The organism is Bacillus siamensis (assembly GCF_051628075.1).
In the GTDB taxonomy this organism is placed as follows: domain Bacteria; phylum Bacillota; class Bacilli; order Bacillales; family Bacillaceae; genus Bacillus; species Bacillus siamensis.
The window spans coordinates 1,255,731-1,277,246 of record NZ_CP155579.1 but is presented as its reverse complement, the minus strand read 5'-3'; the positions used below and the strand labels follow the sequence as shown (position 1 = coordinate 1,277,246).

Here is a 21,516-nt window from a genome sequence, read left to right as displayed (position 1 = left end):
TGCCCCGAATGGGCATCCTTATTTTTATTCTGCTGCCAGAAGCTTTACTTCTATATTTCCTGCCGTCGCTTTTGAATACGGGCAGACACCGTGCGCTTTTTGGATAAGTGCTTCAAGCTCCTGTTTCTCAATGCCGGATGCTTTAACCTCAAGCGTAACGCCGAGTTTATATCCTTGATCTGCTTCATCTTTCAGCAGACTGACATGCGCAGTGACTTCTGTTTCAATACTCAGGCGCTCTTTTCTCGCTACGAGCTGAAGGGCGCTGTCAAAGCAGGCTGAGTACCCTGCAGCAAACAGCTGTTCAGGGTTTGTGGCGTGTTCGAGACGTTTCGCTCTTGGCGTTCCCGGCATGGCAACATCAAGATTCAGCACACCGTCAGAAGACGTGACTTTTCCCTCCCGTCCGCCGGCGGCTGATACTGTTGCTGTAAATAATGGTTTTGTCATGTGAATTCACCTCTATTATATTTTGTGCAATTTAATTTTACACAATATAAAGTGACTCGTCAATCTTTCTGTATAAAAAAAGCCTACCCTTTTTCAGGATAAGCTTAAGAGACTATACTCGGATTTGTCCGTTTCCTTTGATGATGATTTTTGTAGATGTTAACGCCGGAAGCCCCATCGGCCCTCTCGCGTGAAGCTTTTGCGTGCTGATGCCGATTTCGGCCCCGTATCCGAATTCAAAGCCGTCTGTAAACCGGGTTGAAGCATTATGATACACGGCAGCGGCGTCTACGGCTGTCTGGAAGTATGCGGCATGCTCGCCGTTTTCCGTCAGAATGGCTTCTGAATGGTTTGTGCCGTACTGCTGAATATGGCGGACCGCCTCCTGTACGTCCTGCACCGTCTTCACACTGAGGATCGGCGCCAGGTATTCAGCTCCCCAATCGGCTTCTTCGGCTTGTTTCGCTGCAGGCTCCAGTCCGCAAATCACCTGATCTCCGCGAAGCTCCACCCCTTTTTCTGTCAGCTGGCGCAGCAGCTTTCGCCCGTGTTCTTCCGCCCATTTTTCATGAATCAAAAGAGATTCAATCGCATTGCAGACGGAAGGACGCTGTGTTTTGGCGTTGATGACGACTTCGCTTGCCATATCTGGATCTGCTGACTCATCTATGTACACGTGGCAGTTTCCCGCTCCGGTTTCTAACACGGGTACGGTGGATTCTCTGACCACAAGATCAATTAAATTTTTGCCGCCGCGCGGGATCAATACATCCAGACCGTCATTTAATGTAAAGAGCTGTTTCGCGGTTTCTTTGCTTGTATCTTCTATGAGCTGAACGGCATCAATCGGAAGCTTTGACAGCCCGAGTGCGCGCTTCATCACACTGACAAGCGCTATGTTGCTGTGGATGGCTGAGGAACTTCCTCTGAGGACAACCGCGTTTCCGGTTTTCAGGCAGAGTGTGGCAGCATCTACGGTAACATTCGGTCTGGCTTCATAGATCATGCCCACTACTCCGAGGGGCACGCGGATTTTTTCAATGAATAATCCATTCTCTTTTTGAATGGTCTCCAATGATTCACCGACGGGATCTTCAAGACCGATTAACAGTTCCACAGCGTCCGCGATATCGAGCAGGCGTTTTTCATCAAGAGTCAGCCTGTCAATAATGTCAGGTGTCAATCCTCTTTTCTGTCCTGCTTCAATGTCTTTCTGATTCTCTGTTAAAATCAGCTGCCGTTCATTTCTGAGTCCGTCTGCGATACATTGGAGCGCTTCGTTTTTTTCAGCCGTCGTTTTCATGACCATTTCGGCAGCGGCTTCTTTTGCCAAAGCCGCTTTTTGCAATACTTCACTCATTTGTTTTCCCCCTCGTCAAATAAATTCACCCAATCATCTCTGTGAATCACTTCCACCTGCTTCGTGCCCGGAAGCTGATCGCTCCGCTTCCCTTTAGCTTCTAAAATCTCATCGGATGAGTAAAGCGTCTGGCCTTTTCCGATGATGCCGCCGGGCCCTCTGACTTCCACCACAGCCCCTTTCGGAAAACTGCCGCAGACATCGGCGACACCGGCCGGGAGCAGACTTGATCCGTTATGGATCATCGCCTGCTCCGCTCCCCCATCAATGATGATTTCCCCTGATATCGGGGAATGAAACATGATCCATTGCCGTGTATTATTCACTGAGGACAGCTCTTTATCGCCGATATATGTGCCGTCACCTTTTCCGTCTAAAATCACCCTCAGTTTTTCCCGTCCGGAGCCGGTTCCGATAAACACCTTCACTCCGAGCGACAATGCGGTCTGGGCGGCGAGAAGTTTTGACTTCATGCCGCCTGTGCCGACCTTTGAGCCTGTTGATCCGGCATACCCGAGCAATTCAGGTGTGATGTCATTCAGATAGTCAAACCGCTTTGCGTCCGGGTTTTCATTCGGATTGGCATCGTACAGGCCGTTAATGTCTGTGAGAATCATTAATTGGTCTGCATGAATCAAACCGCTCACAAGCGCCGACAGCATGTCGTTATCACCGAACGTCAGCTCTTCGACAGATGTGGAATCATTTTCATTGATAATCGGCACGACTCCCCGCTCCAGCAGCTCCATTACCGTAGCGTACGCATTTCTGTACCGCTCTCTTTTTGAGAAATCATTTCTTGTTAATAAAATTTGCGCCGGCGTCAGTCCGTATCTTTTTAAATGGTCCATGTATTGCTGCATTAAAAGCGTCTGGCCGACCGCGGCAGCCGCCTGCTTTCCTTTTATCGTAACGGGGCGCGACGGATAGCCGAGAGCGGCAAAACCCGCGGCCACAGCGCCTGAGGTAATGAGAATGACTTCATGCCCGTCTTCTTTTAATAATGAAATGGCTTCCGTATGCTCTTTGATTTTGGTTTCATCAATGCTTCCGTTACTGTTGGTGAGCGAGCTGCTCCCGATTTTCACAACAATTCTTTGCTTTTTCATCGTTTCTCCTCCGTGGCAATCAATCCAAACCGGCTTTCTTCAATAAAAAAAGCCCATTCCGTCCTGAAAAATAAGGACGAAATGGGCTTTCCGTGGTACCACCTTGTTTGAACGCGTTTTGCACGCGTCCCGCTTTCCTGTAACGCCAGGTTATCGCGCCTGAGTTTTCCCCTCAGGACTCCAAGGCAGGTTCGGCAGGTTTCATGCGGCAAAATGTTTCAGCGGGCCATTTTGCTCTCTGTCACAGAAATTTCTGCGTACTGATCCTCTTCAACGCTCAATGATTTTTTTATATTATGCAAAGAAAAAAGGTTCTTGTCAAGACATTTTTATCCATAAAAACAGCCCGCCTCCCCAGCGGGCCGCTATCAATTAAATACGATCGTTTTGTTTCCGTGAACGATGACACGGTCTTCCAAGTGCCATTTTACGGCTCTCGCCAACACGCTGCGCTCAATGGTTCTGCCGATATTCTTCAGATCCTCCGCGTGATCTCTGTGATCGACGCGTTCAATATCCTGTTCAATAATCGGGCCTTCGTCAAGATCGTCTGTCACATAGTGAGATGTCGCCCCGATTAATTTCACTCCGCGCTCATAAGCCCGTTTATACGGATTAGCACCGATAAAGGCCGGCAGGAATGAATGGTGGATGTTAATAATCCGATTCGGATGGGCAGATACAAAATCTGACGTCAAAATCTGCATGTAGCGGGCAAGAACGATCACATCAATCTCATACCGCTCCAGCAGCTCAAGCTGGCGCCGCTCCACTTCGGCGCGGATGTCTTTGTTGGCTTTCATGTAATGGAACGGAATATTCAGCGGCTCGACCACTTCTTTCGCCTCTTCATGGTTGCTGATGACGACAGCAATTTCGGCCATCATATTGCCGCTTTGCCACTCCCAAATGAGTTCATGAAGGCAGTGCAGCTCTTTGGATACAAAGATTGCCACGCGCTTCAGCTCACTTGCCAGAGAGAGGCTCCATGTCATGCCGAATGTCTGGGCGATTGAGGCGAACGCCTGCTTTAAATCCTCTTTTTTCTCATGAATGCCCTTGCAGTCGAATTCAATCCTCAGAAAAAAACGTCCGCCTTCAGGGTCAGTCGTATATTGATTTGATTCAATAATATTCGCGCCGTGGTCAAACAAAAACGCGGACACAGCCGATACAATTCCCGGCTGATCGGGGCAGCTGACAAGCAGGCGCCCTTTTTCCTCATTCCCGTCGCGGTATTCTTTCAGCCGCTGTGTCATATATGAATTCATATGCTTTAATCCCTCGTATCTTCATAATTCGTAACTTATTATAGATTATACTGAAAATTTGATAAAAATCAATTTATGAAAGAATTTTCAGCCCTACGGCGGCGCACAAAATAAGCGCAATGAAAAAGATGCGCTTCGCATCCTTCTGCTCGCCGTAGAAAAGAATGCCGGCTAAAGCGCCGCCCGCCGTGCCGATACCGGTCCAGATCGCATAGGCCGTTCCCATCGCAATCGTCTCCATCGCATAAGAAAGCAGGGAAAAAGAAGCCGCGAATCCGACGATAATGAAAAGAATCCATTTGACTTTCTTTTCTTTTTGGAATTGATTCATTAAAATGACCCCGAGCATTTCACAAAGGCCCGCGGCTATCAGGCTGATCCAATGCATTACGCGTTCTCCCCCTTCGTCTCAGGCTCATCCTGTGTGACCAGCTTTAATCCGATGACACCGATCAGCAAAACGCCGATCAGCACGATTTTCACCGGATCGGCCTGCTCTTTGAAAAGCAAAATTTCACTAAGCACGGTGCCCGCTGTCCCGAGTCCGGTAAAGACCGCATATACCGTTCCAACGGGCAGGCTGTTTGTCGCCTTGATTAATAGATAAAAACTGATGATGATTCCCATAATTGTGGCGCTCCACGTCAGTGCCGAATCAGCATGTTTCAGGCCGGTGACCCATACCACTTCAAATACGGCCGCTATGACCACTAAACCCCATTTCATGTTTTTCACCCTTTCTGTTTCCGGACAATACAAAAAGCCCGGATAGTCGTCTCACATGAGATTGACTCTCCCGGGCTTTTTTCCCTCCGTGTGCATATGCGGGAATATGTCCGCATATGTGTTTTCTCTCGGACCAGGCCATGTATGAACATGCGGAACCCTAGAAAACATGTCTGTTCGTATCATACTACATTTCGCCGAAACGTTCAACGTCAGATGTGATGTCAAAAACCGTCAGCTGCCTCTCCCATTTGTTAACAGTCTCTCCTGGCACCATGCCGATTTTTTCCGCGACGCGGACGGAAGCAAGATTATCCGGGTCAATCAGCGCCGTGATTCGTCCGTATTGCTGTGTATGAAAACCGTAGTCCAGACAGGCTTTTGCAGCCTCCGTCGCATAACCGCATCCCCAGCGGCTGCGGGCAACCATATAGCCGATTTCCATCAATGTGTTTCCGTTTACCGTCTGCGGAACGATTCCGCATTGACCGAGAAATGCGCCCGTCTCTTTATCCTCTGCGATCCAAAGACTGACGCCGTATCCTTTGGCCAGCCGTTTGTTCCAGGCAATCCATTCCTTCGTTTCACGCCTGCTTTTAAGAGAAGGATAATATTTCATGACCTCTTTGTCGGTAAACAGCCCGTACAAATTGTCTTCATCGTCATCCCGCATAGTCCGCAGGCGGATACGCCCGGTTGTCAGGATGGTGCCGGAAGATTTATGTTTCATCATACACGCCACGCTCCTTTCCCTGTAATAGATTATGGATCCGGCAGGAAAAGTCCTTTTTCAGCGTAAAAAAACCGCCTTTTTAAAAAAGCGGTTTGACGATTGATTACCAAGGCTTATCTGTTCCAAGCGCCTCAGCCAGGGCCTTGCTGTGTGTTAAGCGGTTTTTTCGTTCTCCGGCGCGCTGAACGGCCGTCTTGTGAAGCATGATTTCTTCCTCTGTTTCAGGCACGATCCGCGGAACGGCCACCGATTTCCCGTTTGAATCAAGCGCGACGAATGTCAGAAACGACGTTGCCGCAAGCTCGCGTTCACCCGTCATCAAATGCTCTTTAATGACTTTGACAAACACCTCCATAGACGATGTGCCGACCCATGTGACGTAGGATTCAAGACATACGGAATCCTGTTGGCCGATCGGGCGCAAAAAATCTACAGAGTCCATTGAGGCCGTGACTGTTTCACATCGGCAGTGGCGGGCCGCGGAAATTGAGGCGATATCATCTATGTAGCTCATCAGCTTTCCGCCAAACAGCGTATTGTGATTATTCGTATCGAGCGGAAAAACCCTGCTTGTCTTGACAACCCTTGTTTCTTTGCAAAACCTTGATTCTGGCAACTTCATATGATTTAAACTCCCCTTTGTGTCTGGTCGTACTGCATCTGTACTTTATTAAACAATAATTTGACCATTTTGTCTAAAATTTTAAATGTTAAGTTGGTTAGATATTCTATCAGAAATGTTTCATTAATCATCGCATCCGGGAATAATAAACGCACATTGATTACTGATAGGAGGCTGTCACATGGACGTATCCATTCCCAAATCCACACAGAAACCGGCATGCCGCAGTGAATATGATGCTTTGAAAACCGTTATCTTATGCCGGCCGGAACACATGGCCATCAAAGATATTATTAACGGAACACAAAAACATTTCAAACAAGAAAATATTGACATCCCCGCCGCCCTCAAACAGCATGATGCATTTGTTGACATTTTAAAATCCCATCAGATTGAAGTCGTCCTGCTTCCCGCCGATCCCGGATTGCCCGAGCAGGTATTCACCCGGGATATCGGATTTGTCTTAGGAGAGACGGCGTTTATTTCAAGCATGGCGGCTTCAGTCAGGCAGGGAGAAGAAAAAGTCTTTCAAAACCTGCTTGACGAGGAGAACATCCCTTATACGCGGCTCAGAAAAGCGAACATTGAAGGCGGCGACGTCATGATCGCAGACGGCACCGTTTATGCCGGGCTGAGCGAGCGCACGGATAAAACGGCTGTCCGGGAGCTGCAGGAAGCGCTGCCGGAAATGACCGTTGTTCCGATCCCTCTCAAGGCGGATTTCTTACATTTGGACTGTGTATTTAATATGATCTCGGAAACGGAGGCGCTATACTGCAAAAATGGCTTGGGGCAAAAAGAAATTGATCTTCTCGCCGAACGTTTTGAGCTGATAGAAGTGCCTGAAGAAGAGCAATTTACGCTCGGCCCGAATATCCTGTCCATCGGGAATCAGACAATTATCAGCCTGCCCCAGCACCGTCATACGAACCGCGAGCTTAGAAAAAGAGGATATACAGTCATTGAAACCGAGTTTTCCGAAATTATTAAATCAGGCGGTTCCTTCCGCTGCTGCACCCTTCCGCTTGTCAGAACATCTTAAACATTTACAAGGCAGTTTCCTTCAAGATACGTTAATATAGAGAAGACAAGACTTAAAGGGGGAAACCGAATGGCGAAGTACATAGGATATGCAGGAACATATACAAAAGGCGGAAGCGAAGGCATTTATTGTTTTGAACTTGATACAGAAGCGAAACGGCTCAGCCGGCCGAAGCTGGCTGCAAAGCTCGGCAACCCGACGTACGTCACACCGAACTCTGATAACAGCATGCTGTATTCCATTGAAAAAGCAGACGGTAAAGGCGGCGTGGCAGCCTATCAGATTCATCAGAACAGCGGGGAATTAACTTTTGTGAACCATCAGCTGATTGAAGGCCCGTCACCGTGCCACGTCAGCATTGATGAGAAACATGAATATGTGTTAACCGCGAATTACCACAGCGGAAAAGTGCACGCCTTTCCGGTCAATGAGGACGGAAGCCTGCGGGAGCCGGCAGCCGAAGCCGCTCATACGGGGACCGGCCCTCATGAAAGACAAGAGAAACCGCATGCCCATTTCGCAGGCTATACACCTGAGCATAACTACATTGCAGCCCTCGATTTAGGGACGGATACGCTGTATACGTACCAAATGAAAAACGGTGCGCTCACTGAGGTGAAAACCCATTCTTTCGCGCCCGGTTCAGGGCCGCGCCACATCGTTTTCCATCCGGCGGAGAAATACGCCTATGTCATGACGGAAATCAGCAATGAAGTCATTGCGCTTGAATACAACCCGACCTTAGGTGAATTCAGAGAGCTTCAGGTCATTTCCGCTTTGCCTGAAGGATTTACGGACAAATCGCAGGGCAGCGCGATCCGCATATCTAAAGACGGCAGATTTCTTTATGCGGCCAACCGCGGACATGACAGCATCGCCATCTTTAAGATCAACCAGTATTCCGGTGAATTGTCTCTTATTGAATGGGTGCCGACAGAAGGAAACTGGCCGCGTGATTTCGCGTTTGATCCGTCCGAAACATTCCTTGTCGCGTCAAATGAAGAAACGGGAAATCTGGTTTTGTTTGAACGTGACCCCGAAACGGGCGGACTGACTCTGCTTCAATCCGACGTACCGGTTCCGTATCCGGTCTGCGTGTCATTTCTCCATCAGGTTTAATCAAAAAGAAAGCTGACGGCATAAGGTCAGCTTTCTTTTTTATATAAGTGGCAGGCGACAAAACGCCCTGTTTTCACTTCCTCAAGCTCAGGCGTTATTCTGCCGCAGATCTCCATCGCTTCAGGACATCGCGTCCTGAACACACAGCCGCTCGGCGGGTTAAGGGGACTCGGCAGCTCCCCTTTCAGAATGATCCGTTCACGCTTGTCCTCAAGAAGCGGATCAGGAATCGGGATTGAGGATAAAAGCGCCTTCGTGTAAGGGTGAAGCGGTTCCTTATAAAGCGCAGCGCTTTCTGTGATTTCCATCATGCGCCCCAAATACATCACGCCGATCCGGTCGCTGATATGCTTAACCATTGATAAATCGTGGGCTATAAATAAAAATGTCAGCCCTTTCTCTTTCTGAAGCCTTTTTAACAGGTTGACGACCTGGGCCTGTACGGACACATCAAGCGCGGAAATCGGCTCATCCGCCACGATAAACTCGGGGTGCAGAGAAAGCGCTCTGGCAATCCCGATTCTCTGCCTCTGTCCGCCGCTGAATTCGTGGGGATACCGGCTGCCGAAATCCGGATGAAGCCCGACAGATTCAAGCAGTTCATCGGCCATCATCAGCCGGGCTTTACGTGTATTGTAAAGATTATGGATTTCCATCGGCTCCATAATAATTTCACGTACGGTCAAACGCGGATTTAACGAGGCGTAAGGGTCTTGGAAAATCATCTGCAGCTTGCGGAAGAGGACGGACCGCTGTTCTGCCGCGGCACGGTGTATGTCCGTCCCTTCATATGATACCGACCCGGCCGTCGGATCATACAGACGGAGAATAACCCTTCCGAGCGTCGATTTACCGCAACCCGATTCTCCGACGAGTCCGAATGTTTCCCCTCTTTGAATGTGAAAACTGACACCGTCGACTGCTTTGACGGCTTTCTTTCTTCCGGCGTCAAAATGCATTTTCAGCCCGCTGACTTCAAGGAGCGGAGATGCCGTCATATTCATTCCCCCTTTTCGCTTATACAGCGGCGTACGGTGCATAATTCTTTTTCATAGACGGTTCCTTTCAAACGCAGCACTTCGATGGCTTTTCCCGTTTTCGGGGAGTGGAGCATCCTGCCGTCTCCAAGCGCCAAACCGACATGGTGGATCGCGCCTTTTCCTTCTTCATAGGCGAAAAACAAAAGGTCTGCCGGCAGGATATCGTTTACTTCTGCGCCGCGTCCCGCTTTTGCCTGGTCCCGGGCATCCCGGGGAAGGGTATAGCCGTTTGCTTTAAATATCGAATACATCAATCCGGAGCAATCAAACCCGAAACCGCTCAGTCCTCCCCATAAATACGGAAGCCCGAGAAACATCATTGCCGTTTCGATAACATCTGCGGCGCGCCCTTCCGTATGCCGAAATTCGTCTGCGTCAGCTTCATTTATGAGCCGTTCCCCGAGCGGCGTCATCACGCGAAAAAAGCCTTTTTCACGTCCTGATGCCGGAAGACGCGTTAAGAAACTCACTTCCAAGTCCGGTTCGCCGTTTGTGTGATATAAAAAAGCTGTCGGTTTGGTAATCCAGACGGCAGGAGAAGATGTTTGAAAGCCGGATGCTGAAAGCTGGCTTTTCTTCATCCAGCCCGGATATCCGCGCGTGTCCTTTTTTGAAGGCTGACCGGGAACGGCAACAAAAGCCCACTCTCCTTCTTCTTTGAGAATGATCACCTCTTCTCCGAAAAGCACTTGCGTTTGGACAAGATTGTCCGTGCATAATTGGAGCCGCTCTTCATATCCCATAGCCGCCAGCCATTTTCTGATCTTGGGCGGGTTTTCGAGCATCGGTGCATCATGCGAACGGGGAGATGACGGCAGCGTCCATATGTTGGCTGCCGCCGCAGTTACGGCTGCTCTCATTGTTTCGCCTCCTCTTGCACCGACACACCGGTAATGCCGAGACCCGGTTCATCGGGGATCGTAATCTGGCTGCCGCTGTATGTGATGCCGCCTTTAATGAGATCATTTTTCAGCATAAGCGGCGCATCAAAATCAAACTTTGTCACATTGCGTTTGCCCGCTGCAAAATGGGCTGCGGCGGTGATGCCGAGCTTGGTCTCAATCATGCTGCCGACCATGCATTCCACACCGCACATTTCTGCCATCGCATTGATTGTTTCCGCCTGCTTGATGCCGCCCGCTTTCATCAGCTTAATATTGATTAAATCGGCGCTTCTCGTCTGCAGCACGTGAAAGGCCTGACGTGGCGTAAACACGCTCTCATCCGCCATAATCGGCGTGTCTACGGCATCGGTGACCTGCTTCAGCCCGCCGATATCGTCTTTGTGAACAGGCTGTTCGACAAGCTCAATGCCGAGTCCGGCGTCTTCCATCTTTCGGATCGCGGTCACGGCTTCTTTCGGCGTCCAGCCTTGATTCGCGTCCAGTCTCAGTTTGACGTTTGCGCCGACACGTGATCTGACCGCCTGAATCCGCGCCAAATCGTCTGATATATCACCTATGCCGACTTTTATTTTTAAAATACGAAACCCTTTATTTACATAATGGTCTGCGTCCCCCGCCATCTCCTCTGGAGAATTGACGCTGACGGTAAAATCCGTTTCCAGTGTATTCCGATAGCCGCCGAGCAGCCGGTAAAGCGGCTGCCCGTGCATTTGCGCCCATCCGTCATATACAGCCATATCTACAGCGGCTTTTGCGCTTTGATTCCTTTCCAATAGCCGGCTGATATCATACAGCACAGCTTCCATGCCGGAAAGGCTCCGCCCCAAGAGAGCGGGCTTCAGCACATCGCAGACGGCGCTTTCAATACCGGCTACGCTGTCGCCTGTAATCACAACCGTCGGCGGTGCCTCGCCCCAGCCGGTCAGACCGTTGTCAAATGTAAGCTTCACAATGACCGATTCAGCATGATAAACCGTGCGCAAAGCGGTCTTAAACGGCTTTTTCAGCGGGACGGATATCCGCCCCGTTTGAATATCTGTTATCCTCACGCCTGATCACTCCCTTCCCGAAACCCCCGATTCAATCGTTACCGCTTTGGCCGCCGTATCCATAACCGCGCGGGCTCCGATCGGAACGGCGAAGCTCGGTGAACAATGGCCGATTTTAAAGCCTTTAAGCACAGGCTTTCCTGACTTGACAATGTAATCGTTCAGCACTTGCTCTAAAGTAAGAGACTTTTCTTTATTCTTCGGTTCGCATTGGTGAAAATCACAGACCAAAATTCCTGCTGCGTCTGACAGTTTTCCGGCCATTTTTAATTGATTCAGCATTCTGTCGATTTGATACGGTTCCTCATCAATATCCTCGATAAACAGCAATTTGTTTTTTGTATCAATTTCAAACGGCGTGCCGAGTGTCGATGTAATGAGGGACAGATTGCCGCCCGCAAGCTCTCCCTCGGCTCTTCCGTCTGTCAGCACCTCTAATGGGGAAATGTCCTCCGTATAGGTGAATTCCGTTTCTGCGAAAAGCTGGTGATATGACGCCTTTGTCAGCGGATCAGCATCATCCAGCCCGACATCCGTACTCAGCATCGGGCCGTGAAATGTGACGAGTCCCGTATTTTGATGAATGGCGGTATGTAAAAACGTAATATCGCTGTATCCCCAGAAAATTTTCGGATTGCGGCGGATTAAGCCGAAGTCGATATCAGCAGCAATGCGGCCCGTGCCGAATCCTCCGCACGCGCATATCACCGCTTTGACTTTCTGATCGCTAAACATGTCATGAAGATCATCGAGACGCGCGCGGTCCTCTCCCGCCAAATAGCCGTGACGGGCTTTCAGCGCCCGGCCGAGTTTCACTTGAAGACCAAGCTCATCTTCTAAAAAAAGCAGCGCGGTTTGCAGCGTCCCGCTCTCAGGCGGGCTCGCAGGGGCAATGACACCGACCGTGTCGCCTTTTTGCAGTGCTTTCGGTTTATAGTTCATGGCTTTTTCAATCTCCTTTTCCATGGATTGAAAAGTGAAACAGACCGCTCCTTTACCGTCAAAAGAGCGGTATTTGTTTCCGTTCTGATATCAGGACTTTTCCGCCCATTTCAGATCAATGTAACCGACGGGATGCCGGACAATGCCTTTCACGCCGCTGTTCTGCAGATGCACCTGATTGTAAAAATAAATCGGAATGATCGGTGCCTCGTTCATGAGCAGCTTTTCCGCTTTATGCATGAGCGCAAAACGTTTTTTTGCATCGGCTTCCTGTTTTGCCTGCTTGATATATTCGTCGTAATCCGCGCTGCCCCATCCTGTGCGGTTCATGGAATTCCCCGTCTGGAAGGCTTCAAGAAAACTGATCGGATCTGCGTAATCCGGTAAAAATGAGCTTTGAGAAAACTGGAACTTCAGTCCTTTCTGCTCCTCTAAAAAGACGTTCCATTCCATATTGGCGAGCTTAATGTCTATACCGAGCACACTTTTGAGCTTCTGCTGCATCGCTTCCGCTATTTTCTTATGCTCCGGTTTTGTGCTGTATGTCAGTGTGACAGCAGGCAGCTTATCATAATGCTCTTCTGCCATGCCCTTTTCCAGCAGTTTTTTGGCTTCTGATTCATTCGGGGTTAATAAACTGCCGCCCGCTTCGCGGAAATCTTTCCCGTCAGGCTGCGTAAATCCCGGAGATACGAAAGCATGCGCCGGCTTTTCCCTGTTTTTGGTCACATAATCCGTGATTTCTTTTTGATCAATAGCTGCAGCAAACGCTTTTCTGATCTTTTCATTTTGGAACGGCTCCATTTTTACGTTAAAGCGATAGAAATAAAGTCCGGCCTGATCCCACGTGCGGACGTTTTTTCCGCTCATCAGCTGCTCACTCAGCTCTGCCGGCACGAAAGCGGTATCCAAATCCCCCGACTGGAACATTTGATAGTCTGTATTCCGGTCACTGACCATCGCCCATGTGACTTGATCCAGTTTCACCGTCTTTTTATCCCAATACGTCTCGTTTTTGACCATCGTCATGCTGTCATCATGCTTCCATTCCGTCAGCTTGAACGGTCCGTTGCCGACAAAGGTTTTCGCTTCAGTGAACCATTTCGGATCAGCCTTGGCGGCCTTTTCATTAATCGGGAAATACGCCGGATTGGACACGACACTGAGAAAATAATCCTGCGGTGCCGCCAATGTGACGACCAGTGTTTTTTTATCTTTTGCCTCAACTTTCACGTCTTTTTTTTTGCCCTTTCCGCTGTTAAATTCTTCCCCGCCTTTGATCATGTAGCCGAGAAATGCGGAAGATGCGCCCGTTTTCGGATCAAGCATCCGTTTCCAGGCGTAGACGAAGTCTTCCGCCGTGACGGGATCGCCATTTGTCCATTTGGCGTTATTACGGATATTGAAGGTATATGTCAGCTTATCAGCGGACACCTTCCAGCTTTCCGCCATGGCCGGTTCGGGCTTATTATCTTTTCCAAGCCTCGTTAAACCTTCCATGATGTTATTCAGCGGCTGCCAGGAAACATTATTAAATCCGATCGGCGGATCAAGTGAGGTCGGCTCATTTTCGTTATTGAGCCGGAGCACCGTTTCGCCCCCCTGTTCTTTTGCTTTGCCGGGTTCTGTCCCCGCCTGCTCATTGGCCGTACAGCCCATCAAAGCAAACGAAACAACAGCAATCACTCCGATCGCCCATTTCTTTTTCATTTGAATCCCCCTTTTTCCGCTGCTGCCGTCAGCTGTTTGTGCTTCAGCCGCTCTGCACGGTGATCCTGAAGCCAGCAATTGACGAAATGGCTTTTGGATTTCTCGGTTGTTTCCGGATATACCTTTTCACAGACGATCATCCTGTCCGGACAGCGGGCGGCAAACGGACAGCCCGGCGGCGGATCGAATAAATCAGGCGGAGTCCCGTCAATCGGCGAAAGCTCACTTTCCTCCATATCCAGCCGCGGCACTGAGCGGAGCAGCCCCCTAGTGTAGGGATGAGCCGGCCGGTAAAAAATATCATGTCTCGTGCCGATTTCGGCGATTTTTCCCGCATACATGACGGCGACCCTGTCAGCGGTTTGAGCGACAACACCGAGGTCATGCGTGATCAGAATTATAGATACGCCTGTTTTTCTTTGAATCTTCTTAAATAATTCAAGGATTTGCGCTTGAATCGTCACATCAAGAGCCGTTGTCGGTTCATCGGCGATCATGATTTCCGGCTCACAGATCAGCGCCATCGCGATCACGATCCGCTGCCGCATGCCCCCGCTTAATTGGTGAGGATACTGCTTCAGGCGGGATTTCGAGTCAGGGATTCCGACCAGATCCAGCATGGCGAGGACCTCGGATTCAGCTTTTTTTCTCGTCATGGCGCGGTGTTCCAACAGCGCTTCCGAAAGCTGCTCCCCTATGGTTAACGTCGGATTGAGCGCCGTCATCGGGTCCTGAAAAATCATAGAAATGTCGCGCCCCCGAATTCCCCGCATTTCCCGCTCCGTCATTTGACAAAGGTCTTTCTGTTTAAATTGTATGCTTCCGGATTCAATCTTTGCCGAATGTTTCGGAAGAAGACCCATCACGGCTTGTGACGTCACGCTTTTTCCGCAGCCCGATTCACCGACGATCGCAAACGTTTCACCTTTATATAAATCAAAGCCGACGCCTCTGACGGCTTTTACGGTGCCGCCGTATGTCGAAAAAGTAACATGCAGATTTTGAACTGAAAGAATTGGCTGCGTCATTTTCCCTACCTCCTCAGTTTCGGATCTAACGCGTCCTGCAAGCCGTCTCCAAGCACGTTAAACGCGTACATCGTTAAGGAAATGAAAAAGGCGGGGAAAAACAGCCGCCACCAATGGCCTGATAAAATCGCCGGCAGCCCGTCGTTTGCCATGACGCCCCAGCTTGCAAACGGCGCCTGAATGCCGAGTCCGAGAAAACTTAGAAATGATTCCGCAAAAATCGCCGCCGGCACCGTCAGCGTCATCTGGACAATAATGGCTCCCATCGTATTCGGCAGCAGGTTTTTCTTAATGATCCGAAATGTTTTCGCCCCAAACGTTTTCGAAGCAAGCACGTGTTCATCATGCTTCATCCTCAGCACCTGCCCTCTGACAATCCGCGCCATGCCGACCCATCCCGTCACGGTCAGAGCGACGATGATGGAACCGAGCCCCGGTCCCATCAGCACCATTAACAAAATGACAACGAGCAGATACGGCAAGCCGTAGAGAACTTCGATGATTCTCATCATGGCGCTGTCTGTCCGTCCACCTTTGTAGCCGGCGATGCCGCCGTAAATGACGCCGATCAAAAAGTCGATCAACGCTGCCATCACACCGACAAATAAAGAGATCCTCGCTCCGTACCACGTTCTTGTAAACACGTCCCGCCCCAGCTCGTCGGTTCCGAACCAATGTGAAAAAGACGGCGGAAGATTCTGCTCGGCGAGTGTCTGCCTCGTCACACTGTGCGGTGATATCAGCGGACCGAACACAGCTGAAAGAAACAGGCAGCATAAAATCAAAAGGCCGGCCATCGCCAATTTGTTCTTTTTAAGCCGCCGCCACGCATCCTGTGTGTAAGACAGGCTCGGACGCTTCACCGACTCGGTTTCACCCTTTCTTTCCATGCCCGGCTGAAACCAGTCATCTGGCACTTCTGTGTGTTTTACCGTTCCTTGCGGGAGATTCATCAGGCTCCCCCTTTCTTATGAAGTTTTATGCGCGGATCCAGCAGGCCGTATGCCAAATCAACCAGAAACAGCATGACGATCAGAATCACACTGTAAAAAACGGTCGTTCCCATAATCACCGGGTAGTCACGCTGATTGATGCTTTCCACGAAATATTTGCCCATTCCCGGAATGGCAAAGATTTTCTCGATGACGAAACTGCCCGTCAGGATACTTGCGGCAAGCGTGCCGAGTACTGTCACAACGGGCATAAGAGCATTTTTCAAGGCGTGTTTGATGACAATTTTGACAGGGGAAAGACCTTTTGCTTTTGCCGTGCGGATATAATCCTGAGTCAGCACTTCTGCCATGCTTGACCTTGTCAGCCTCGCGATAATGGCCATAGGGCCGACGGCAAGCGCAACAGTCGGCAGGACCATATGTATGGGACTCGTCCATGTGGCTGCCGGAAACCATTTCAGATGAACCGCAAATTGCTGAATCAGCAGTGTCGCCATAATAAAATTCGGAATGGAAATCCCCAGCACCGCAAGGCTCATGGCTGCATAATCGAGAAAGCCGCCGCGTCTGAGAGCGGCCGTTATGCCGAGCGCGAGCCCTGAAATAACTGCGATGATGATCGCCGTTATGCCAAGCTCAAAGGAAACGGGAAATCCGCGTTCAAGCATGGCGTTTACACTGTCTGACGGTTTTTTGATTGAAGGACCGAAATCAAAGGTGAGAATGGATTTTAGATAAATGGCGTATTGAGTGATAAGAGGTTCGTTCAGATGGTAGTAGGATTCGAGATTTCGCTGGACCGCTTCGTTTGTGCCCCGCTCTTCGTTAAAAGGCGAGCCGGGTATCACTTTCATCATGACAAATGTCAGAGTGGTGATGACGAGCACGGTCACAATCATGGCGATAAAACGTTTGATAAAATACCGCAGCATGCCGTTCACCCCTTTAACAGAATGTTGTTCTCATGGCGAGTTCTGTCATGACGAGCATGGCCTGATAAGCTTCCGGCATGTCTTTTGCCTGAAATTGAACGGTTGTCGTTTTCGGTACAATTTCTGTGCCCGGCATTAAATGGGCCCATTCAGCCTGTCCGTAGTTGGCAAATTCAATGCCTAATACAGGTCGATCAGGCGGTGTCAGCGGCTTGACCTTATCTTTATTTTTGAGCGCATAAGCTGTTTTTTCCGTCAGGAGCCGCCCGGCTTTTTGAGGAGACAGGCATTTGACAGCGGTTCTTGAAATGGTTTGTTTTACGGCTGCAGTGGTCACATTCGGTATCAGCTCCTCCGCTTCTTTTGCGGCGCAATCGTCTCCGGCTGCCATGATAACCGGGACGCCGTAAAATCCGGCGAGGTAGGCATTCAGCCCCAGTTCACCGACCGGCTTATCATTTATGTAAAAATGGCGCACGCCGAAAATCATGCTGTGTGACATGACGCCCGGCATCGAGGCTCTCGCATGATAGCCGATAAACATCGCGCCCGCATATGATTCATCAAGCCCCTGCATCATAGAAAACGGCTTGACATCCCCCGTGATCAGCTCTGCCTCAGGATGAAGTTTTTCTGCAAGCAGATTATTCATCTTAGAATGGCTGTCATTTACGGTCACTTCCGTGCATCCGTTTTTAAACGCTTCAGCGATGCACCAGTTTGCTTCTTCGGTCATCAGAACCCTGCCGCGCTCATAATTGTGCATGCGGGAATTGACAAATGTTTCATCCGGCAGTCCGGAAATCCCCTCCATGTCTACAGATAGATACAGTTTCATATAATGCCTCCTTTTTTATTTAAAATTCCAATATTAAATTATGAATATTCTAACAAATTATATTAAAAAAGGATGAAACATGCAATATATCATTATGCCATTATAGGAAAAAACAAACCCTTTTCACGGGGAAAAGGGTTTGCTGATAGAAAAAGTTACATACTGTTTTTGTTTATAGGGTGACCCTGAAACTGTCTGACCGCACTTCTGTATTCGCGATCGGGAATGACCTGATGCCTGATCGGTTCAGGAGCCTGCGGCGAAGGCTCTTCAGCCGCCTGCCTGCGTACGGCATGCGGTTTATGCGCCAGCTTATGTCCCATGCCTGTCGCATTCATCACAAATGATAAACACACTAAAAGCAGGCTAAAGATAAAAGCAATAAGAAACAGATCGCTGTATGTCCCCATCAGCTGGTCATAGTGCGATTGTGTGCTGTGCGCGCCCCAAAGCGTGCCCGAAGCATCTCTTTTCGTAAAATACCCGATTAATACAGGCGCGCCCATATAAATGAACAGCCGTAAAAACTGAACGGCCGTCATGCGTTTCACCAGTTCCGGAAGCGGCCCGCCCAACGCGGCGCCCATCAGTCCGGCCGCCACGATAAGCCCTGTCCCTGCCGCCAGCATCACGAAAAGCCCCGCAAATAGAATAAGCGGCAGATGATGATCCGTCGTCATCCATTGAAAATTCACGAACACCAATATCACAGAGCCTGTTATGCCGAGCATGCCCGGGCCGACTTTATCATATGCGAAAGCACTGATGACAGCGGCAACGGCCACGCCTCCCAAAAGGCTCGCATATAAGAAGATTAAATGGGTTTGTGACAAATGGTATGCGGTCTGAAGCTCCCCGCGAAATGCAGAAAGGCTGACCGCTATGGAAATGCTGGCCGCGGCGATCATGAAAACACCCAGAATCGGCTTTGGAATCAGCATCAGTTTAATCGAAATCAGCGCATGTTCGTTTCTGTACTGCATAATCAGCAGGATCAGCAAAATGACGAAGCTTCCGCCAAATCCCGCCAATGTATGCCAAGACGAAAAGCCCCATTTCGGCAGATGAATAAACGTATAAGCGGTCAGCACGGCTGATATACCGGCCAAAAGAAAACCGATGCCGTCAAATGGAGATTTTTCAGCAATTTTATGAGCATCATCCCGTAGCCACACATAACTGAAAATCAAGCCGAATAGAGACAGCAGGCCAAAAATGATAAACAGCCAATGCCAATGGCCGGCGCTTGCCGCCGCCGTGCCTAAAACGGTTCCCATAATGACAGACCCGTAAAATCCGCCGATTAACACAAATAAGGCGTAATTGCGGCGCTCAATCGGAAACGAAAGCACCAGCATCGGAATCATAATCATCAGCATAGTGCCCGCCGCAGCTCCTTGCAGCAAACGGCCCGCAGCGAGCAGGTAAATATCATTTGTCACAGCAGCAAGCAGCGCACCGATGACAGCTGCAGCCATCAAAATCATATAGACAGGCCGGGAGCCGAACCTTTTTCTTAAATACGGCCCAGCCGGCACAAATAAGGCGAATGCCATATTACCGATAATAATCGGATGAAAAGAGTCAAAGTTTTCCCCGCCGACCGCCTGCCGGACAAGGCTTTGGACAGCCGCAAGAGCGGTGTTCGACATCAGTCCCGGCCCGACCGCCAGCACAGCAAGCAGAGAAATAATCCAGTGATGTTTTTCTTTCATTCGACAGCCCCTTTCTAAAATTTTACAAAGTGAAAAAGCTAACAGATTTCCCCCATTAGCTTGACAGAATTTTCATATCTTTTCATGTGAAGGATTGAACATAATATCTTATTTATTATTTCAAATCCGATGGAAATTGTCAATATAGAGCGCCGCCGTCCGATTATGTCTTTTTCACAATTTCCCACAATCTTTTCATTATTATCCCACACTTTTTGTTTAAGATGGAGTCAGTAATAATAGGCAAATCATGCTATGATGAAATAGAGAAACGGAGTGAACATGATGGATAACTATCGTGATGAAAATCGGACAGACCAAAAAGAACAGGAAGTCCTTTTAGTAAAAGAAAATCAGCAGCCGGCGAGATATTCCGCGCCGGACGAGGACAAGAAAAAAAGAAGCTTCGGCTGGTTCAGACCGCTTCTCGGCGGGGTGATCGGCGGAGGGCTCGCCCTCGGCATCTATACATTTACGCCGCTTGGGGACCATCAGACTCAAGATACTTCAAATCCGGCTCCCGCTCAGGAAACGTCTTCAGTAACCGCTAAGCAGACATCTTCTGATTCCGGCAGCGGCAAATCGGCAAACAGCTCATCCGCAAATTCAAGCAGCATTTCGAATATGGTGGAAGACATTTCACCGGCGATCGTCGGAATCACCAATCTGCAAAAGCAGCAAAACAGTTCAGATTTATTCGGATTCGGTTCCGGTTCAGATTCGAACTCAAATTCATCGGGTGAAGATGCGGAAACAGGCTCAGGTTCCGGCGTTATCTTTAAGAAAGCAAACGGCAAAGCGTATATTATTACGAATAATCACGTGGTTGAAGGCGCCTCTTCTCTTAAAGTGTCATTATATGACGGCACCGATGTAACAGCTAAACTCGTCGGCCGTGATTCGCTGACAGACTTGGCCGTATTAGAAATCAGTGATAAACACGTAACAAAAACGGCAAGCTTCGGCAGTTCATCCGCTCTCAGAACGGGTGAATCCGTGATCGCCATCGGTGATCCGCTCGGCAAAGACCTGTCCCGCACCGTCACACAGGGAATCGTGAGCGGCTTAAACAGAACGGTCTCGATCTCTACATCAGCCGGTGAGTCAAGCATCAACGTCATTCAAACCGATGCCGCGATCAATCCCGGAAACAGCGGCGGGCCGCTCTTGAATACAGACGGCAAAATCATCGGTATCAACAGCATGAAAATCAGTGAAAATGATGTAGAAGGCATCGGCTTTGCGATTCCGAGCAACGATGTAAAACCGATTGCCGAAGAGCTTCTCACGAAAGGACAGGTGGAGCGCCCTTATATCGGGGTGAGCATGATCGACTTGGAGCAAGTGCCGCAAAACTATCAGGAAGGCACACTCGGCCTCTTCGGCAAACAGCTGAATAAAGGGGTTTACATTCGCGAAGTGGCGCAGGGCTCACCTGCAGCCAAAGCCGGATTAAAAGCAGAAGACATCATTATCAGCTTGAAAGGGAAAGAAACTGACACGGGCAGCGAACTTCGCAATATTCTCTATAAGAATACGAAAGTCGGCAGCACCGTTGACGTGAAGATTATCAGAAACGGCAAGGAAATGACGAAAAAAATGAAACTGACTCAAAAAGAAGAAACTTCGTCTTAACAAAAATCCAAGGCAGCGGCCTTGGATTTTTTTACATCAATAATGAAACTTTCAGCGCAGACCGTCCGTATGAAAGTTTGTACAAAGGAGGATACATACCTATGAAACATACCGGACTTTTGCTGGTCGTTACCGGAATTATCTTATTGCAGCTGAGCATTCAGCTTCCTCAGCAAAACGTTGCTTGGGGCATGACGCTGGGTGCAAGCATTTTATTGAACCTGACGGGAACCGGCCTGATCATGCGCTCTCTGCACATCCAGACCGGCCGCAGATGAATGAAAAAATCCGCGGGACACGATATGTTCCTGCGGATTTTTTTTTGACATAAAAGGAC

The 21,516-nt window shown here is 49.4% G+C and carries 22 protein-coding genes, 1 riboswitch and 1 other annotated feature; of the genes, 4 read left to right on the top strand and 18 right to left on the bottom strand.

Translation table 11 applies throughout. The features are described 5' to 3' along the window. Positions 1-24: 24 nt before the first annotated feature. From ABDB98_RS06790 to ABDB98_RS06755, 8 genes are all read right to left on the bottom strand, one after another. The gene (locus tag ABDB98_RS06790) at positions 25-450 is read right to left on the bottom strand and encodes an organic hydroperoxide resistance protein (RefSeq protein ID WP_049628340.1); all 426 of its coding nucleotides are present in this window, start codon (positions 448-450) and stop codon (positions 25-27) included. A gap of 112 nt (positions 451-562) precedes the next feature. After that, on the bottom strand, positions 563-1,810 hold the full coding sequence (gene proA, locus ABDB98_RS06785; protein WP_438421734.1) for a glutamate-5-semialdehyde dehydrogenase: 1,248 nt from the start codon (positions 1,808-1,810) through the stop codon (positions 563-565). Beyond that, the gene (proB, locus tag ABDB98_RS06780; RefSeq protein WP_438421733.1) at positions 1,807-2,919 is read right to left on the bottom strand and encodes a glutamate 5-kinase; all 1,113 of its coding nucleotides are present in this window, start codon (positions 2,917-2,919) and stop codon (positions 1,807-1,809) included. Before proB ends, proA begins: the two co-directional genes overlap by 4 nt. Positions 2,920-2,988: 69 nt before the next feature. Further along, positions 2,989-3,202, bottom strand: a binding site (T-box leader). Between the two features lie 85 nt (positions 3,203-3,287). Then, complete coding sequence (purU, locus tag ABDB98_RS06775) at positions 3,288-4,190, bottom strand: formyltetrahydrofolate deformylase (RefSeq protein ID WP_438421732.1); 903 nt, start codon at positions 4,188-4,190, stop codon at positions 3,288-3,290. Between the two features lie 73 nt (positions 4,191-4,263). Then, the gene (locus tag ABDB98_RS06770) at positions 4,264-4,578 is read right to left on the bottom strand and encodes a DMT family transporter (protein ID WP_003154765.1); all 315 of its coding nucleotides are present in this window, start codon (positions 4,576-4,578) and stop codon (positions 4,264-4,266) included. Further along, positions 4,578-4,916, bottom strand: coding sequence for a DMT family transporter (locus tag ABDB98_RS06765; RefSeq protein ID WP_060962982.1), 339 nt, complete (start codon positions 4,914-4,916; stop codon positions 4,578-4,580). Before ABDB98_RS06765 ends, ABDB98_RS06770 begins: the two co-directional genes overlap by 1 nt. A gap of 65 nt (positions 4,917-4,981) precedes the next feature. Then, positions 4,982-5,091: riboswitch (guanidine-I (ykkC/yxkD leader) on the bottom strand. Positions 5,092-5,103: 12 nt separating this feature from the next. Next, positions 5,104-5,649 (bottom strand): GNAT family N-acetyltransferase, encoded by a 546-nt coding sequence (locus ABDB98_RS06760; RefSeq protein WP_438421730.1) that lies wholly within the window; start codon positions 5,647-5,649, stop codon positions 5,104-5,106. Positions 5,650-5,752: 103 nt separating this feature from the next. Further along, a complete protein-coding gene (locus ABDB98_RS06755) occupies positions 5,753-6,271 on the bottom strand; it encodes an acyl-CoA thioesterase (protein WP_438421729.1) in 519 nt (172 codons plus the stop codon). 181 nt (positions 6,272-6,452) lie between these two features. Between ABDB98_RS06755 and ABDB98_RS06750 the strand changes: the two genes are divergently transcribed. Both ABDB98_RS06750 and ABDB98_RS06745 read left to right on the top strand, forming a co-directional pair. Further along, positions 6,453-7,313: a dimethylarginine dimethylaminohydrolase family protein gene (locus ABDB98_RS06750; RefSeq protein WP_438421727.1), complete on the top strand. Its 861-nt coding sequence runs from the start codon at positions 6,453-6,455 to the stop codon at positions 7,311-7,313. Between the two features lie 69 nt (positions 7,314-7,382). After that, on the top strand, positions 7,383-8,432 hold the full coding sequence (locus tag ABDB98_RS06745) for a lactonase family protein (protein ID WP_438421726.1): 1,050 nt from the start codon (positions 7,383-7,385) through the stop codon (positions 8,430-8,432). Positions 8,433-8,458: 26 nt separating this feature from the next. On the opposite strand, the gene ABDB98_RS06740 is transcribed toward ABDB98_RS06745, so the two are convergent. The 10 genes from ABDB98_RS06740 to ABDB98_RS06695 all read right to left on the bottom strand — a co-directional run bounded on the left by ABDB98_RS06740 (position 8,459) and on the right by ABDB98_RS06695 (position 19,544). After that, positions 8,459-9,430: an ABC transporter ATP-binding protein gene (locus tag ABDB98_RS06740; protein ID WP_016936410.1), complete on the bottom strand. Its 972-nt coding sequence runs from the start codon at positions 9,428-9,430 to the stop codon at positions 8,459-8,461. 2 nt (positions 9,431-9,432) lie between these two features. Further along, positions 9,433-10,332, bottom strand: a complete 900-nt coding sequence (locus ABDB98_RS06735; protein ID WP_438421725.1) for a C40 family peptidase — start codon at positions 10,330-10,332, stop codon at positions 9,433-9,435. Beyond that, the gene (locus ABDB98_RS06730) at positions 10,329-11,426 is read right to left on the bottom strand and encodes a mandelate racemase/muconate lactonizing enzyme family protein (protein WP_438421724.1); all 1,098 of its coding nucleotides are present in this window, start codon (positions 11,424-11,426) and stop codon (positions 10,329-10,331) included. The genes ABDB98_RS06735 and ABDB98_RS06730 overlap by 4 nt, the downstream gene beginning before the upstream one ends. A 6-nt stretch (positions 11,427-11,432) precedes the next feature. Next, the gene (locus ABDB98_RS06725; RefSeq protein WP_438421723.1) at positions 11,433-12,392 is read right to left on the bottom strand and encodes a S66 peptidase family protein; all 960 of its coding nucleotides are present in this window, start codon (positions 12,390-12,392) and stop codon (positions 11,433-11,435) included. Positions 12,393-12,458: 66 nt separating this feature from the next. After that, entirely contained in the window at positions 12,459-14,078 is a 1,620-nt protein-coding gene (locus ABDB98_RS06720; protein ID WP_438421722.1) for a peptide ABC transporter substrate-binding protein, read from the bottom strand. Continuing rightward, positions 14,075-15,106 (bottom strand): ABC transporter ATP-binding protein, encoded by a 1,032-nt coding sequence (locus tag ABDB98_RS06715; RefSeq protein ID WP_438421721.1) that lies wholly within the window; start codon positions 15,104-15,106, stop codon positions 14,075-14,077. Before ABDB98_RS06715 ends, ABDB98_RS06720 begins: the two co-directional genes overlap by 4 nt. Positions 15,107-15,111: 5 nt before the next feature. Further along, entirely contained in the window at positions 15,112-16,059 is a 948-nt protein-coding gene (locus ABDB98_RS06710; protein ID WP_438421720.1) for an ABC transporter permease, read from the bottom strand. Continuing rightward, positions 16,059-16,991 (bottom strand): ABC transporter permease, encoded by a 933-nt coding sequence (locus tag ABDB98_RS06705; protein ID WP_060962992.1) that lies wholly within the window; start codon positions 16,989-16,991, stop codon positions 16,059-16,061. The genes ABDB98_RS06710 and ABDB98_RS06705 overlap by 1 nt, the downstream gene beginning before the upstream one ends. A gap of 13 nt (positions 16,992-17,004) precedes the next feature. Then, positions 17,005-17,829: a M55 family metallopeptidase gene (locus tag ABDB98_RS06700; protein WP_438421719.1), complete on the bottom strand. Its 825-nt coding sequence runs from the start codon at positions 17,827-17,829 to the stop codon at positions 17,005-17,007. Between the two features lie 155 nt (positions 17,830-17,984). Then, the gene (locus tag ABDB98_RS06695) at positions 17,985-19,544 is read right to left on the bottom strand and encodes an MFS transporter (RefSeq protein ID WP_438421718.1); all 1,560 of its coding nucleotides are present in this window, start codon (positions 19,542-19,544) and stop codon (positions 17,985-17,987) included. 285 nt (positions 19,545-19,829) lie between these two features. On the opposite strand from ABDB98_RS06695, the gene htrA reads away from it, so the two are divergent. Together htrA and ABDB98_RS06685 are read left to right on the top strand one after the other, a co-directional pair. Continuing rightward, the gene (gene htrA, locus ABDB98_RS06690; protein WP_156133000.1) at positions 19,830-21,179 is read left to right on the top strand and encodes a serine protease HtrA; all 1,350 of its coding nucleotides are present in this window, start codon (positions 19,830-19,832) and stop codon (positions 21,177-21,179) included. Positions 21,180-21,280: 101 nt separating this feature from the next. Further along, complete coding sequence (locus ABDB98_RS06685) at positions 21,281-21,457, top strand: hypothetical protein (RefSeq protein WP_438421716.1); 177 nt, start codon at positions 21,281-21,283, stop codon at positions 21,455-21,457. The last annotated feature ends 59 nt before the right edge of the window (positions 21,458-21,516 follow it).